We start from the raw sequence: 14,766 nt of genomic DNA on the forward strand, positions 1-14,766 counted from the left end.
GAGAGAGAGGCGGTCAGGCGTCCTCGGAGCCGCCGAAACGCTCCCGGTAGGACTCCAGGTCCTCCTCGGTGATCTTCGTGAAGAGCACCGGCGGAACGGTGAACGCCGTCCCGGCCGGGACGGCGTCCAGGGCCTTGGTCTGCTCCGCGGTCACCCAGGTCGCGGTGTCACCCTCCAGCGCGAAGGCACCACGCATGGCAGCCGCAGTGGACGGAATGAACGGCTCGGAGACCACCGCGTACAGGTGAATCAGGTTCATCGCGGTACGCAGGGTCAACGCGGCGCCGTCCGGGTCGGTCTTGATCTCCAGCCAGGGAGCCTTCTCCTCCAGGTAGGAGTTGCCCGCCGACCACAGCGCACGCAGAGCAGCCGCGGCCTTGCGGAACTGAAGAGCCTCCATCTGCACCTCGTACTCGGCAAGAAGCCGCGCGATCTCCTCGCCCAGCTTCGCCTCCGCCTCGCCGCCCGAATGGCCCGCTGGCACCTCATCGCCGAACCGCTTGCGGGAGAAGGACAGTACGCGGTTGACGAAGTTCCCCAGGGTGTCGGCCAGGTCCTTGTTGACCGTGGCGGTGAAGTGCTCCCAGGTGAACGACGAGTCGTCCGACTCCGGGGCGTTGGCGATAAGGAAGTAGCGCCAGTAGTCACCGGGAAGGGTCTCCAGGGCAGCGTCCGTGAAGACACCACGCTTCTGAGACGTGGAGAACTTGCCGCCGTAGTACGTCAGCCAGTTGAAGCCCTTGACGAAGTCGACCTTCTTCCACGGCTCGCGTACGCCCAGCTCGGTGGCCGGGAACATCACTGTGTGGAAGGGGACGTTGTCCTTCGCCATGAACTGGGTGTAGCGGACGGTGTCGTCGGCCTCGTACCACCACGACTTCCAGTCGCGGGCCTCGCCGTCCTCGGCGGCGTCCGCCCACTCCTTCGTCGCGCCGATGTACTCGATCGGGGCGTCGAACCAGACGTAGAAGACCTTGCCCTCGGCCGCGAGATCGGGCCAGGTGTCGGCCGGGACCGGGACGCCCCAGTCCAGGTCACGGGTGATCGCCCGGTCGTGCAGGCCCTCGGTCAGCCACTTGCGGGCGATGGACGAGGACAGCTGCGGCCACTCCTCACCGACTGCGTCGATCCACCCTTCGACCTCGTGCTGAAGCTTGGACTGCAGCAGAAAGAGGTGCTTGGTCTCACGGACCTCCAGCTCCGTGGACCCGCTGATCGCCGAACGGGGGTTGATCAGGTCGGTGGGGTCGAGGACACGGGTGCAGTTCTCGCACTGGTCGCCGCGAGCCTTGTCGTAGCCGCAGTGAGGGCAGGTGCCCTCGACGTACCGGTCCGGCAGGAAGCGGCCGTCGACCGGCGAATACACCTGCCGGATGGCGCGCTCCTCGATGAAACCGTTCTCGTTCAGCCTGCGCGCGAAGTGCTGGGTGATCTCGACGTTCTGCTGCGACGAGCTGCGCCCGAAGTAGTCGAAGGCCAGCTGGAACCCGTCATAGACGGCCTTCTGCGCGTCATGGGCCTGAGCGCAGAACTCCGCGACAGAGAGCCCGGCTTCCTTGGCTGCCAGCTCGGCCGGCGTGCCGTGCTCGTCGGTGGCACAGATGAAGAGGACGTCGTGACCGCGCTGGCGGAGGTACCGGGAGTACACATCCGCCGGAAGCATCGACCCGACCATGTTGCCCAGGTGCTTGATCCCGTTGATGTAGGGAAGCGCGCTGGTGACCAGGTGTCGAGCCATCCTCGGATGCTCCATTTCGTACGTACGGCGCCGGCGGCGGTGCCACGGCGGGCCCAAGTCGGGAAGCTGCAGCCCTTGCGATCATTGAGCTCGCGTCTTGATGTCACGCACTGTGACGGTACGGGTCTGCAGGCCACCGCCATCGTATCGAACCAGCGCTTTGCCCCTCCTGCGGATTTTGCGACCCACCTGAAGAGAGCCGAAAAGGCGCTCGGCCGTCCGAGACAGGCGGCCAAGCGAGTCTCGTACGGCCGAGGCACTTCCCATCTTAGAGCGCTCGCCGCGCCGCCGATCCGCATGCACCGCCCACGCCCCCGCCCGAATCCCAAGAGGTGGACCGCATGATCAAGAATCGCGCCTTCCAGCAGCTCCGCGTCGCCGTAGTCGGGCAGGGATACGTCGGACTCCCGCTCGCCGTCAGAGCCGCCGAGGTCGGGCACCAGGTCGTCGGCTTCGACGTCGACGCACAGCGCGTCAAGCGGCTCGTACGCGGAGAGTCATACATCGAGGATATCCCGGACTCACGCCTTGCCCCGCTCCTTGCCACCGGCGCCTATCGCCCGACCATCGACGCCTCCGACTGCGCGGACTTCGACATTGCGATCGTCACGGTGCCCACGCCCCTCCGCGAGGGAGCGCCGGATCTGTCCCACGTCGAGGACGCGGCGCAGATACTCGGTTGCCACCTCACACACGGAGCGACCGTCGTCCTGGAGTCCACCACGTACCCCGGCACAACCGAGGAGGTCTTCGGCCCGCTCCTCGAACACGCCTCCGGCCTGATCGCCGGCCGCGACTTCCACCTCGGCTACAGCCCCGAACGCATAGACCCAGGAAACTCCACGTGGAAGCTGGAGAACACCCCCAAGGTCATCTCCGGCATCGACCCCGCCTCCAAGGAAGCCGTCCACCGCTTCTACGCGTCCCTCATCGACACGGTCGTCCCGGTCAGCAACTGCAAGGAAGCCGAGCTGACCAAGCTGTTGGAGAACACCTTCCGGCACGTGAACATCGCGCTCGCCAACGAGCTGGCAATCTTCGCCCACGAACTGGACATCGACGTCTGGTCAGCGATCGACGCGGCCTCCACCAAGCCTTTCGGGTTCATGCGCTTCACCCCCGGACCGGGCGTGGGAGGCCACTGCCTGCCCATAGACCCGTCGTACCTGTCCTGGCGCGTCCAGCGCACCCTGGGCCGCAACTTCCGCTTCGTCGAGCTGGCGAACGACGTCAACAACCACATGCCCGATTACGTGGTCCGGCGCCTCGTCGACGGCCTCAACCAGCGCAGGAAGTCCCTCAACGGCTCCCGGATTGTGCTCCTCGGACTCGCGTACAAGGCCAACACCGGGGATGCCCGCGAGACCCCGGCGGCACGCATAGCCGAGCTGCTCAGAGGCATGGGCGCCGAGGTTCAGGTGGCCGACCCTCACGTCAGCGACGACGCTCACCCCCGCGCGGCCAACCTGGAGAACCTCCAGCGAGTCGAGGTGACCCCCGAGTGCCTCGCGGATGCCGACGCCGTGGTCCTGCTCGCCGACCACGACGCCTTCGACTACCACCTGATCACCGCCCACGCCCCGTACATCCTCGACTGCCGCCGCCGGCTCGCCGGCGCCCACGTCGACTCTCTCTGAAGGGAAGCCACGTGAAGATCGTGATCACCGGCGGTGCCGGGTTCATCGGCAGCAACCTGGCTCGGAACCTGATGAGGCGCCCCGAGATCAGCCAGGTCCGGCTAATCGACAACCTCTCCACCGGCCGCAAGGAGAACATCGCGGGTCTCGACGTCGACTTCTTCGAGAGCGACGTCCAGGACGCCGCGCTCCTGAAGCAGGCATTTCACGGCGCCGACGCCATCGTCCACCTCGCCGCCCTGCCGTCCGTTCCTCGCTCCGTGAAAGACCCCCTGGCCAGCCATCACGCCAACGCGACCGGAACTCTCCAGGTCCTCGAAACAGCCCGCCGAGCCGGCAACCTGCACGTGATCGCCGCCTCCTCGTCATCCGTCTACGGGGCGAACCCGCACCTCCCCAAGCACGAAGACCTCACCACCGCCCCGATGAGCCCGTACGCGGTCACCAAACTCGCCACGGAGGCGTACTTGGGCGCGTACCACTACAGCTTCGGCCTCCCGGTACTGCCCTTCCGCTTCTTCAACGTCTACGGGCCCGGCCAGCGCGCCGACCACCCCTACGCCGCGGTCATACCGAAGTGGATCAGCGCCACGCTCAACAGACGCCCCCTGACCGTGCACGGTGACGGCACACAGACACGCGACTTCACGTACGTGGGCACGGTCTGCGAGGTCCTCACCGACGCCCTCCTGCGTCGAGTCGCCGAACCCTGGCCAGTAAACCTGGCCTTCGGTACGCGAACGTCCCTCCTGGCCCTGATCCCCGAGATCGAGGCCGCAACCGGGTTCCGCGCTCAGCGGGAGCACACAGCCCACCGCGTTGGTGACGTCCCCCACTCGCAGGCCGATGGCACCCGCCTGCGAGCGCTCTTCCCGACCGTCGCGCTCACACCGCTGCAGGAAGGGATATCGGCTACAGCAAAATGGCTCCGCGCCTGATTGCAGGTACGGGCCCATGCTCCGCTTCTGCAACTACCCCAACGGATTCGGCAGCACCCGCGCGATGCCAGCAGGCAGATGCCGGGCCGTGACGTGAAGAGCCCTCACTGGCTTTCGCCACCCATGCCACCATCATTGGCAGGAGGTGTTGGTTGAACTCATCACGCGGTAAAGGCCGTTCCGGCACGAAGCAGACCCACAAAGCTGAGGAGGCGATTGCCCGGATCCTGGCCAAAGCACCTGCTGAGCAGAGACGGCTCGCGGACGGCCGCAGCACAAAGACCGTCCTGATCGGCATGGTCTCCGAGTGGGAGGAGATCCGCGGAGGCAGTTTCGAGGGCCGACCCGCCGGAAGTAGGTGGGCTCACCTCTCCGACGACTCCTTGGCAATCGGCGACTTCCGCCCCCTCGGCCTGAGTACAGACCTCTGCGCAGTAAGCGACCACGCGATGGCGCGCACCTTCGCCTCCGGCTACCGAGAAGCAATCTTCGGAAACGCGCCACCGGTGTCCTACTGGAGCACCGTCACCATGGTGGAGGACACCATTCCCGTCATGCTGGCGGTCCTCGATCGTGAGCTGACCGGTGCCGTCGGATGTCTCGACTGGTACCTGCAGACTCCCTGCTGGTCCGTGCTCTGCCAGCAGCATTCAGGCGACGACGACCCGTCCTTCTGTGGCTCACCGAGCTGTGCGTTGGCCGCACCAGAGACACCGTGCGACTGCGCCTGCGGCGGCGTGAATCACGGGATGGGAGAGGAGGCTCTCAAGGCACTGCGGCCGGGGGCTCCCGACTGGTCCGCCTTGCCAGCACCTGTGTGGCAGCCGGGTTCGGGCACCGTGGAAGTCGACCGCACGCACCGACGAATAGCCAGCCGGGACCCTTTCGGTCGGCACGGTGCTCGCGTGCGGCCCCCTTCATCGGCGTGGACATCGCCAATCGCCACAGCTCCACGCAATCCACGCCACATGACCACCGAAACACGAAAGTCTGACCCGTGACGCACGAACTGGTCGCCATCCGCGATGCGCGCAAGCAACCCATTTCGGACGGCGAGGGCAGCCTTTAGGTGAACATGCCGGAGATCGAGCAGGCGACGGTCAACGAACGTGCCTGGGAGCAACTTGAAGCCGAGGCACCCGAGCGTGGGGTTCTAACCTTCTCCGGAGAAAGCCTTCAGTCGTACCCGGATCCCGCCCGCTGGCGCGTTCACCGCTGCTCCTGCGACCCGACCCCAGCGCCAACTCGCACGCCACCCCTCCAGCGGTACGGCTCCCCCTACGCCGGTAGCCGCACACCAACGATTGACACCGTCCGCCCACTACCGCCGTCACTCCTCGAACGGGCCATCAGGCTCGAACGCCACGATCACCGAGGGATTCTTCCCGCACTCTTTGCAGCGAGCCTCGCTTGCCGGTCGGGGCTCGCTCAGGAGACACGCGACCTCCTGGATATGACCGCAGTAGAGGCGTACGCGCCAGCGCATGTAGTCCGACGGAGACCGACGCGGGAAGGGCCCCAAAAGATCCCGGAGCTTACTGGCGACCTCAGCGGACAATGGTGGCGCGCTGTCCACCACGCGGCGAACGTACGCCGTGCTCCGCTCTTTCTCCTCCTGGCGTCGATGATCATCTCGTGTAAGCCGATACTCAGCCAGTGGCGTGCCGTGGCTTTCGTACTTGTTGGTCATATTGCCGACGCTACGGGTGCAGTCATGCCCTCTACGCGATAGAAGCCTGATGCCACCCAATCAAGTGAGAGCCCGAAACCCTGACCCAGTCCATCCGCTCCTGCCCACTACCGAAGCACGCAGCGCGACACTGGGCCGGGACGCGCCGGTGGCCACGAACTGGCCGAAGGGTACTCATCCTGTTGACGCCGCGTCACCTTCAACTGCATTAGTCGCACAGTAGGATGGGATTCCGTCTACGCTCGCACCCCTTCAGCCGCAGCCGAGTTACTTCGCGTGAACAGTCCTTGATCGAAAGGCAGAGTGCGCAGTGACGTTCCAGTCCAAGCTGTCACAGGAGAAGCGTACTGAACTGGCGGATCTCGTGATCGCCGGGACCAAGACCGTGCTGGAGCTGAGCATTGAATACGCGGTTTCACGCAAGACCGTGAACGGTTGGGTGCAGAAGCGTAAGAGGGAGCTTGGGATTCCTGGATCTCCCCATGGGGGAGACCGCACGCTCCCGCCGGCGGCTCTCCGTCGCGTTGCCAAGGAGAAGGAGGGGCGGGTTGCGGCCGAGAGGCGCGCGGAGTCCCTTCGAAGCGAGCTGGCGGACACCAGAACACAACTTGAGCGGATGGTGGAGCCACTCCACGGGATGCAGGTCACCTTGGAGTACTACATGGGAAAAAGGCCGCTTGCCGGAGTCGCTGCGTAGCAATTCCCGACAAGCCTCTTCCCACCTCATGGGCACCCACCGTCACGACGGCAACCACATCGCTACCGAACTGGAGACCCTCTGCAAAGGCATGGGGCTCCCTGTCGCGGGAACAGACGACCGCACTCAAGCCGTCGGCGTGCTGATCTCGTCAGCCGGTACAAGGGCCGCATCGCTGGAGTGGTTCGTCTCCATCACCGCGCGCTCCGCCGCGGCCCGCGAACAGACCGAAGGACTGGCCGACGGACGCGTCGGCCTCCTGCACCGCAGCGCACGTGCCTACGTGCACCACGCGCTCACCGGCATCCTCCAGGAACTGGGCTACTCCGTAGCCCACACGATCTCCGGCCTGCGCATCGAGGGCCTACCCGGCGTCTCGGCTGGAGCGGAGACTGCCAGCACCCTCGCGGATTTCCTGCGCGGAAGCCTCGACAGCCTAGACGGAGCGCGCGACCGCAAGAAGCGCGGCGAAGACGGCGAGGACGGTGACGACGGCCTGGCGGGCGTACCCGCCCGCGTATAGTCACGCCGCCGTCGACAAGCGGTGTCGGCGCGACCTGAGCCCCGCGCTGCACGCGTCCTGCAGGATCCGGCCTCGCGCACCCGTGAGGGGTTCACCTCCCATACGCCCGCTTCCAGCGCGCCCGGTGCCGTGAGTCTCCCTGGCCGCGGCCGTTCACCTCGGTCAGGGACAGCAGGGAGGCCCCGTTGTTCCACAGGCCGAGGTGGTCGCGGTGCACCGCGAGGATGCCGTGCTGCACCGCGAACCGCTCGGAGGGACGGCTGAAGCGCGTGGTCGTCACGAACACCGCCAGGTCGGCCCCGAAGTGCACCTTGGCACCCAGAAGATCGCGTAGCTCGCGACTCGCGATCGAGCTGCTTGGCGCATAGCGCTTGCACTGGATCACCATTGTCCGCCCGTCCGGGAGGCGGCCGACGACGTCGGCGCCGTTGTCGTTCGCACCGCCCACCCGCCGGACCTCTGCGCAGCCGTCCCGTCGGCACAGACTTGCGACCAGGTCCTCGAACTCGGTGCCGGTCATCGCGTCCACCTCGGCGAGCGTCCGGTGACCGGCCTTCACGGCCTCTTCCTGCCGCCAGAGACGGTCCCGCCCGCGCACGAGCCGGTCCGTACGCCACAGCCACCAGCCCGCCGCACCAACGCCACCGAGGACCAATGCACCTGAGATGTACGGCCACACGGCCGACCAGAACACCACCAGCAGGACCAGCACCAAGCCACCGCCGGCCGCCAGCGCCTTCAGTCTCGCCGCACGCCTCCTGCGGGCAGCCGCACCACGTTTACGCCCAGCCAAGATCGAAGCCCCTCCTCCACAGGTCCGTGTACGGCAGTCTGAGCAGCCTGAGGCGGCGACAGAAGGGCGCGAGTCGGCCATGGCCGGATTGGACTGCCATGCGGGGCGGTGTAGCCGCGGTAGCGGTGAACGACGCGACTGCCTCGACGTCAACGGCAGCGGTCTCTTCCGCTCTTTCCAGTGGTTACAGGGTTGATCTACTCCGTAGAGGCCGACTGCGCCGCAACACTCGCGGCGTGGCCCACACAACATCGCATGCACCCGACGGCGCCGGCCCGTCCCCGGAGAATCAGCCCGGGCAAGCAGGAAAGGCCGCTGGCACCGGCCGCGTGCAGTTCTCCCTCGTGCGCTGGGTGCTCGCGCCTCGAACGACATTGCAGGCCCGCCGCCTGGTGGCCGAGTGAACCGCCCCGGTTCGAATGGAGACTCGATTCCGTGTAAGGATCAGAGTCATGGCACGTCCCTCCTCCTATCCCCCTGAGCTGCGCAAGCGCGCGGTGCGCATGGTCGCCGAGGTCCGCGGTGACTACCCGACCGAGTCCGCCGCGATCAACGCGGTGATGGCGAAGCTCGGCATCGGCTCGCGCGAGACGTTGCGCAAGTGGGTCCGCCAGGACCAGATCGATTCCGGGACCCTGCCGGGGACGACGAGCGAGGAGTCCGCGCAGATCAAGGCGATGAAGAAGGAGATCGCCGAACTCAAGCGCGCGAACGAGATCTTGAAGGCCGCGGCGAGTTTCTTCGCGGCCGAGCTCGACCGGCCACTTCCTCGCTCGTAACGTTCATCGACGAGCACCGGGACCGCTTCGGCGGCGTCGAGCCGATCTGCCGCGTACTGACCCAGCACAGCTGCAAGATCGCCCCCTCCACCTACTACGCCTGCAAGAAACGCCTCGAAAGCCCCTCTCCGCGAGCGGTGCGAGACGAGGAACTCAAGGAGCTGATCCAGGAGGTCTACCAGTCCAACTACCGGGTCTACGGCGCCAGGAAGGTCTGGCGACAGCTCAACCGCCAGGGCCACGAGGTGGCCCGCTGCACGATCGAGCGCCTCATGCGCGAGCTCGGCATCGCCGGCGCCGTCCGCGGCAAGAAGGTCATCACCACCATGCCGGATCCGGCCGCCGCCCGGGCCCCGGACCTGCTCGACCGCGAGTTCGTCGCCCCGGCTCCGAACCGCACCTGGGTCGCCGACTTCACACACGTCGCGGCCTGGGCGGGCGTCGTCTATGTCGCGTTCGTCGTGGACACCTTCTCGCGTCGCATTGTCGGCTGGTCCGCGTCGTTGTCGAAGGAGACCCAACTCGTCCTGGACGCCCTGGACATGGGGCTGTGGCAGCGCGACCGCGACGGCCGTCCGCCGGCCCCTGGCGAGTTGGTCCACCACTCCGACGCCGGGTCGCAATACACCTCATTTCGCCTCGCCGAACACCTCGACGCGGCCCGCATCGCGGCCTCAATCGGCTCGGTCGGCGACGCGTACGACAACGCGCTCATGGAGTCGACGATCGGTCTGTTCAAGACCGAGGTCATCAAACCGCAGCGGCCGTGGAAGACGCTCTCGCACGTCGAGCTCGCCACCGCCGAGTGGGTCGACTGGTACAACCACCGCCGGCTCCACGGTGAGATAGGGCACATTCCGCCCGTCGAATACGAAGCCAACTACTACCGAGCAACCACGAAAACCCAGCTCACAGCCACCAACTGAGATCTCCACCGAACCCGGGGCGGTTCACAGCTGACCGTCCTCAAAACGGTGTAGAAAACGCGGTGGTCGCCGACCCCGGCCAGGGACGTGATGGCCCTCAACGAGCAGATCGCCGAGTTGGACAAGCTCGTCGAAGACCGGTTTCGCGAACACGAACTCGCTGGCACAGTCCAGAGAGTCCCCGGCATCGGCGCGGTCCTGAGCCCGGAGTTCCTCTCGGTCGTCGGCGGCGACTGGGAGGAGTTCGCCTCGCCGGACGCCCTGGCGGCCTTCGTCGGCGGCGCTCCCGCGTCCCGGGACTCGTGTCACGGCCTCGGGTCGACTCCGGCCTCGTCGGAAAGGTTCCATGTCGAGGCCAGCCAGGTCAGGTCGGCTCCGGCCTGGCGGCGGGTGGCCCGCTCGCGTGAGAACAGCTCCTCGGTCTTCGTCAGCACCAGCGTGTAAGGGCGTCCCTGGCGCCTGGTCTGATGGTCTACGGGCAGTTCGGCCGTGTCGATCCTGCTGTGCACGTGCCGCCGTCCGTCCTTCGCCAGCGGCCACTCCAGTGTCCGCCGCGAACGGGAGCCGAGAAACGCGCCCAGGGTGCCGCACAGCTCGCAGCCGCACCCTGCTGTCCATGCCACCGACCAGTCATCCGGGGCGCGCGGCGCCCGTCGCACGAGCGCGCCGAGCCGGTTCCGGCACTCCCGTGCCACCGCTCCGAGTCCTGTCGCCCGGGGCTCGTCCTCCGTCTGTTCCTGCGCCGCGTGGCGCAGCATCGGCAGCAGGAGCTCCAGGACCGTGTCCGGGCAGGAACGCAGCGCTGCCATGATCCGGCCGAGCAGTTGCTCGTCGGCCGCCTCCAGAATGCGCAGCAGCGGCAGGCTCAGCCGTTCCAACCGCGCGCGGCGGATCTCGGCCGGCCCGGTTTCGGTCCACAGCCGCAGTTCACCGTCCACCAGGGTCCAGGCCCCGGTCAGGAGCAGCTCGGCCACCGCGGGACTCCGGGCGGAGCGCAGCGCCGCGCACAGCTGGGGAAGCCGCTCGGTCCAGTCGTAACGGTGTTGCTCGAAGCGGTTGCGCGCGCCGCCGAACCAGCCCTCGGTGACCTGGCCCAGCCACGTGACGCCGTACCGCTTCGCCACCGCGGCCAGGTCGTCCGTGTGTTCCGGAGTGAGTGCGTCGATCCGGAACGGCTGAAGGAGCATCGCGGCGGTCCCGGCCGTCTGGAGTCGCTCGGCCACCCGCAGCGCGTTCCCCAGCTGTCCGGGCTGTACACCACTGTCCTTCCAGAACGGCGCGAGGGACTCGGCCGCGGCGCGTGCGCCGTCCCGGTCGCCCTTGGTGACCCGGACCTGCAGTTCCTCCAGTGCCCACCGCGATCCGGCCTCGCCGCGCGCCGCGAAGGCCCGCTCTCGTGGCCACACCACGACGGCGGCCCGCCGGTACCAGCGGTCCAGCGTGTTGCCGTAGTTACCCATGTAGCCCTCGTACTGGGAGTCATAGGGCTTCAGGTCCGCACTCGGGGTACTGGAGCAGCTCTCGTAGTCGCGGACGTACAGCGAGATCTGCTCGCCGCCGGCGCCGTCCGGACCGGTCCACCAGTCGAGGGTGATCTCGTCGTCGATCAGCTCGCCGAGCTCGTAGTCCTCGTCGGCACCCGCGCCGTCGGCCGCGGCTGCTCCCTCTTCCTCTCTCTCTTCCTCTCTCTCTTCCTCTCCTTCCCCGTCCTCCTCGTCGTAGCCGTAGTCGTCCCAGGGGTCGTACCCGGCCGGAGTGGCGTCCCAGGTCTCCTTCACCTCGGCGAGGGCGAGTACCGTCTCGCACCCCGCCTGGGCGGCCGCGGCGCGCAGCAGCGCGGCACGTTCCGCGTCGGCGCCCTTGAGCCGGTCCCAGCCGAGACCCCGCTGGGTGTATTCGTGATCGAGCAGGTAGACAAGACGACGGGGCGGATCGAGGTCCTGGCCGCCGTAGCGCGGCCTGGCCGGTGCGTTGAAGTGCCGCTCCAGGCAGTGCGCCATGTCGTCGAGCGGGCCGGGCTCCCGCACCGGAGCACCTCGCTCGGCCAGCAGGTTGAACGTGAGGGTCACCCGGTAGCCGCTCCTGACCGGTGTCACCTCGTGCGGGCAGTCGGCGTAGAAGGCCACCAGGCTCAGCTCCGTCTTCGACGCACGGTAGGTCCGGCTCTGCCCGGCGTGCCCGATGACCAGCTCGCCGCCGGTGTGGGCCGAGGGCAGCGACAGCACCAGCGTGCCCACCATGGCGTCGTCCTTCTCCGAGTCCTGGTGGGGAAGGAAGAACTGCCCCTTGCCGTACACGAGGAGGGCGTGCGGCTCGGCCCTCAGCCGGGTCGACGCGGGCAGCCCGAGTTCGTCCCGGAAGTACTCCAGCGCGCCGTCGAGCAGCGTCGGCCAGGCCGGGCCGCCCAGCGTGACCTGGTCCGGCGGGATCTGCCAGGTGTCGCGCACACTGCTGTCGCTCAGGGTGTCCTCCCCCCCTGCCGAACAGTGCCGGACGCGCCACCGCGATCAGCTTCTTCACCTGCGGAGCGCGCAGCGGCAGACGCACCGGTCCGACCCCGGCCACCTCAAGGCCGACGCCGTCCGCCGGTGCTTCGAGCCGGGCACTGAACTCCGCCGCCTTCGACCCGCCGAGCAGCACGCCCAGCCGCTCCCTGGCGCTATTGGCCATCACTCCGCCCTCCCTGTTCCCGCTGCCGTGTCGCCCCGACCCGACTCTATGGAGCAGCGGCACCGCGGGTGGCCGTCTCACCCGTACGGGGACGGGAACACCTTCCTCCGCACGGACGGGCGACCGGGACACCCGGTTCGGGCCCGCGCGTCGCCCCCCCCGGGGGACAACGGCAACCGCCAACCCCCGCACCTGACGCCCCGGCGTTGCGGAACAATGGCCCCGTGAACGACGACGATGCGCAACTGCTGTCCCAGGTACGGTCGTTGCGGGAGAAGGGCAGCGGACCGAAGCAGATCGCGCGGGCCCTCGGACTGAAACCGGCCCGGGCGAGCGCGCTGGTGCGCCAGGTGGCCCACGAACAGCAGAGCACGGCCACGCCGACCGAGCGCCCGGTGGTGGGCTGCTGGATCAATGCCGGCTGGAGCACCGACCTGGAGCTGTCCGCGGCCCCCGACTGGGCGCGCGCGGACGACGAAGGCGCCGGGAATCCCGAGGCCGCCGGTTTCGCCCAGGTCCTGATCGCCCGCCAGGAGCGTGCCAGCCGGGTGACCGTCTGCGGGTTCCTCGTCGACGTCTACTGCCTCGGCGTCAAGGACACCGTCGGCCCAGAGGTGAGGGGCGGAGGGTCACTGGACGCCTACGTCCGCGACTACTACCGGGCGTTCGACCAACCTCCGCTGCGGATCGGTCTGGAGCAGGCGCAGAGCATCGTGCACGGTGGCGTGGCCTACGCCCGCACCCTCGGCTTCGAGCCCGCACCGGACTTCGCACAGGCCGCCGTACACCTCGGCGAGCCCGGCCCGGCCGCCCCGCGGATCGGCTTCGGCCGCCAGGGGAAGCCGTTCTACATCAACGGCCCACGCGACGACGCCCAGAAGATCGTACGGACGCTGGAGCGCACCTGCGGCGCGGGAAACTACCACTACGTCGTGGGGACGGGGCCCTGTGATCAGCGACCACGACGGACATGACGAGCATCAGGTACGCACGACCGAGCACGAGGCGCAGGCCAACCTGAAGGCAGTGCTTCAGCTGTGCGCGGCGGGCCGGCTGCGGTGCAGCGAGAAGACACTCCGCCCCTCCGCGGCGACGGTCAAAGCGGTCGCGGAAGCGCTCAGCGGCGGCGACTTCTACACCGAGGAACCCATCGCGTCCTTCGCCTGGCCGCTGCTGCTCCAGGCCGGCGGACTCTCTGAACTCGCCTCCGGCAGACTCGCGCTGACCGCACGCGGCAGGGCGGCACTGACCAAACCGGCGCACGAGACGCTCGCCCTGTTGTGGCGGCGCTGGCTCAGCCGTGGCGTGATCGACGAGTTCTCCCGCGTCGAAGCGATCAAGGGCCAGCGCGCGGCGAACGTCCTCACCGCCGTCAAGCCGCGCCGGGCCCAGGTCGGCGCGGCCCTGGCCGCCTGTCCACCCGGTGACTGGACCGACGTCGACACACTCTTCCGCATCATGCGCAAGGCCGGTCACGATCCCGGGATCGCCCGCAGCGAGCGCGCCCTGTGGAAGCTCTACCTGGAGGACCCCGAATACGGCAGCCTCGGCTACGACGGGTTCCACAACTGGGAACTCCTCCAGGGCCGCTACACCCTCGCCGTGCTCTTCGAGTACGCCGCCGTCCTCGGCCTGATCGATGTGGACTACCGGCCGCCGGTGGGCGCCCGCGACGACTACCGCGACAACTGGGGCGCCGACTGGACCGACTGCATCAGCCGCTACGACGGCCTCCTCGCCCTCCGCCTCAACCCGCTCGGCGCCTACGCCACCGGACAGACCGCCACCTACCTCCCCACCCCCGCACCGGCCGACACCGCCCCGAAGAGTTCTGGCGGCCTGAAGGTGCTCCCCAACCACGACGTGGTGGCCCTCGACGGACTCGCCCCCGCCGAGGCCCTCCTCCTCGACGCCTTCGCCGAGCGCACCGGCGACCGCGTGTGGACCCTGACCCCCGCCTCGCTGCTCGCCGCCGTCGACGCGGGCCGCGACCTCGCCGAACTCCGCCACCACCTGAACACCGCCACCACCGTGCCCCTCCCGCAGACGGTCACCACGCTCCTGTCCGACGCCACCCGCCGCGTCGGACAGGTCCGCGACACCGGGCCGGTGCACCTCGTCGAGTGCGCGGACCCCTCCGTCGCGGCTCTCCTCGCCACCGACCGCCGCACCCGCACCCACTGCACCCGCCTCGGCGAACGCCACCTCGCCGTCCCCCTCGACAAACTCCCCGCATTCCGCAAGGCCGCCGTCGCCCAGGGCTACCCCGTCGGCTGACACACGCCCTCGTACGCACCGGACACGGACCAGCACAGTCAGTGGTCCCCGGGTTCAGGCCGAGGAAGCTCATCCAGGTCAGGGGGGTGAAGGTGCGC

At 68.2% G+C, this 14,766-nt stretch carries 12 protein-coding genes and 1 pseudogene; 9 read left to right on the plus strand and 4 right to left on the minus strand.

Annotated features, from left to right (window positions below; genetic code table 11):
• Positions 1 to 13 precede the first annotated feature (13 nt).
• Positions 14 to 1,738, minus strand: a complete 1,725-nt coding sequence (metG, locus tag E4N62_RS23060) for a methionine--tRNA ligase (protein WP_230217280.1) — start codon at positions 1,736 to 1,738, stop codon at positions 14 to 16.
• A 341-nt stretch (positions 1,739 to 2,079) separates the two neighbouring features.
• Here metG and E4N62_RS23065 point away from each other — a divergent pair, with 341 nt between their 5' ends.
• The 3 genes from E4N62_RS23065 (at position 2,080) to E4N62_RS23075 (ending at position 5,314) form a co-directional block, all read left to right on the plus strand.
• Positions 2,080 to 3,375 carry a nucleotide sugar dehydrogenase gene (locus E4N62_RS23065; RefSeq protein ID WP_230217282.1) on the plus strand — a complete coding sequence of 432 codons (1,296 nt, stop codon included), beginning with the start codon at positions 2,080 to 2,082 and terminating at the stop codon, positions 3,373 to 3,375.
• An 11-nt stretch (positions 3,376 to 3,386) separates the two neighbouring features.
• Positions 3,387 to 4,313, plus strand: coding sequence for an NAD-dependent epimerase/dehydratase family protein (locus E4N62_RS23070; RefSeq protein WP_230217285.1), 927 nt, complete (start codon positions 3,387 to 3,389; stop codon positions 4,311 to 4,313).
• A 152-nt stretch (positions 4,314 to 4,465) separates the two neighbouring features.
• Positions 4,466 to 5,314, plus strand: a complete 849-nt coding sequence (locus E4N62_RS23075; RefSeq protein ID WP_230217287.1) for a hypothetical protein — start codon at positions 4,466 to 4,468, stop codon at positions 5,312 to 5,314.
• Between the two features lie 329 nt (positions 5,315 to 5,643).
• Here E4N62_RS23075 and E4N62_RS23080 read toward each other — a convergent pair whose 3' ends face one another.
• A complete protein-coding gene (locus E4N62_RS23080; protein WP_230217289.1) occupies positions 5,644 to 6,003 on the minus strand; it encodes a hypothetical protein in 360 nt (119 codons plus the stop codon).
• A gap of 310 nt (positions 6,004 to 6,313) precedes the next feature.
• Between E4N62_RS23080 and E4N62_RS23085 the strand changes: the two genes are divergently transcribed.
• Together E4N62_RS23085 and E4N62_RS23090 are read left to right on the plus strand one after the other, a co-directional pair.
• The gene (locus E4N62_RS23085) at positions 6,314 to 6,700 is read left to right on the plus strand and encodes a hypothetical protein (protein ID WP_230217291.1); all 387 of its coding nucleotides are present in this window, start codon (positions 6,314 to 6,316) and stop codon (positions 6,698 to 6,700) included.
• 28 nt (positions 6,701 to 6,728) lie between these two features.
• Entirely contained in the window at positions 6,729 to 7,223 is a 495-nt protein-coding gene (locus E4N62_RS23090) for a hypothetical protein (protein ID WP_230217293.1), read from the plus strand.
• Between the two features lie 91 nt (positions 7,224 to 7,314).
• Here E4N62_RS23090 and E4N62_RS23095 read toward each other — a convergent pair whose 3' ends face one another.
• The gene (locus tag E4N62_RS23095) at positions 7,315 to 7,938 is read right to left on the minus strand and encodes a restriction endonuclease (protein ID WP_374117049.1); all 624 of its coding nucleotides are present in this window, start codon (positions 7,936 to 7,938) and stop codon (positions 7,315 to 7,317) included.
• A 530-nt stretch (positions 7,939 to 8,468) separates the two neighbouring features.
• Here E4N62_RS23095 and E4N62_RS23100 point away from each other — a divergent pair.
• Positions 8,469 to 9,721 (plus strand): IS3 family transposase gene (locus E4N62_RS23100; RefSeq protein ID WP_230213881.1). Its coding sequence is split into 2 segments (ribosomal slippage): positions 8,469 to 8,751 and positions 8,751 to 9,721, totalling 1,254 coding nucleotides; the frame shifts between segments, so codons are not numbered across the junction.
• Positions 9,722 to 9,811: 90 nt separating this feature from the next.
• Positions 9,812 to 10,012: pseudogene (locus E4N62_RS48820) on the plus strand (transposase); the annotation flags it as partial.
• Positions 10,013 to 10,026: 14 nt separating this feature from the next.
• Here the strand turns inward: E4N62_RS48820 and E4N62_RS48825 are convergent.
• The gene (locus E4N62_RS48825; protein WP_230217297.1) at positions 10,027 to 12,168 is read right to left on the minus strand and encodes a 2OG-Fe(II) oxygenase; all 2,142 of its coding nucleotides are present in this window, start codon (positions 12,166 to 12,168) and stop codon (positions 10,027 to 10,029) included.
• Between the two features lie 447 nt (positions 12,169 to 12,615).
• Here E4N62_RS48825 and E4N62_RS23115 point away from each other — a divergent pair, with 447 nt between their 5' ends.
• Positions 12,616 to 13,365 carry a hypothetical protein gene (locus E4N62_RS23115; protein WP_230217299.1) on the plus strand — a complete coding sequence of 250 codons (750 nt, stop codon included), beginning with the start codon at positions 12,616 to 12,618 and terminating at the stop codon, positions 13,363 to 13,365.
• Entirely contained in the window at positions 13,340 to 14,668 is a 1,329-nt protein-coding gene (locus E4N62_RS23120) for a helicase-associated domain-containing protein (protein ID WP_230217301.1), read from the plus strand. Before E4N62_RS23115 ends, E4N62_RS23120 begins: the two co-directional genes overlap by 26 nt.
• Positions 14,669 to 14,766 lie beyond the last annotated feature (98 nt).

Origin of the sequence: Streptomyces sp. MNU76 (assembly GCF_020982545.1) — a bacterium.
GTDB lineage: Bacteria > Actinomycetota > Actinomycetes > Streptomycetales > Streptomycetaceae > Streptomyces.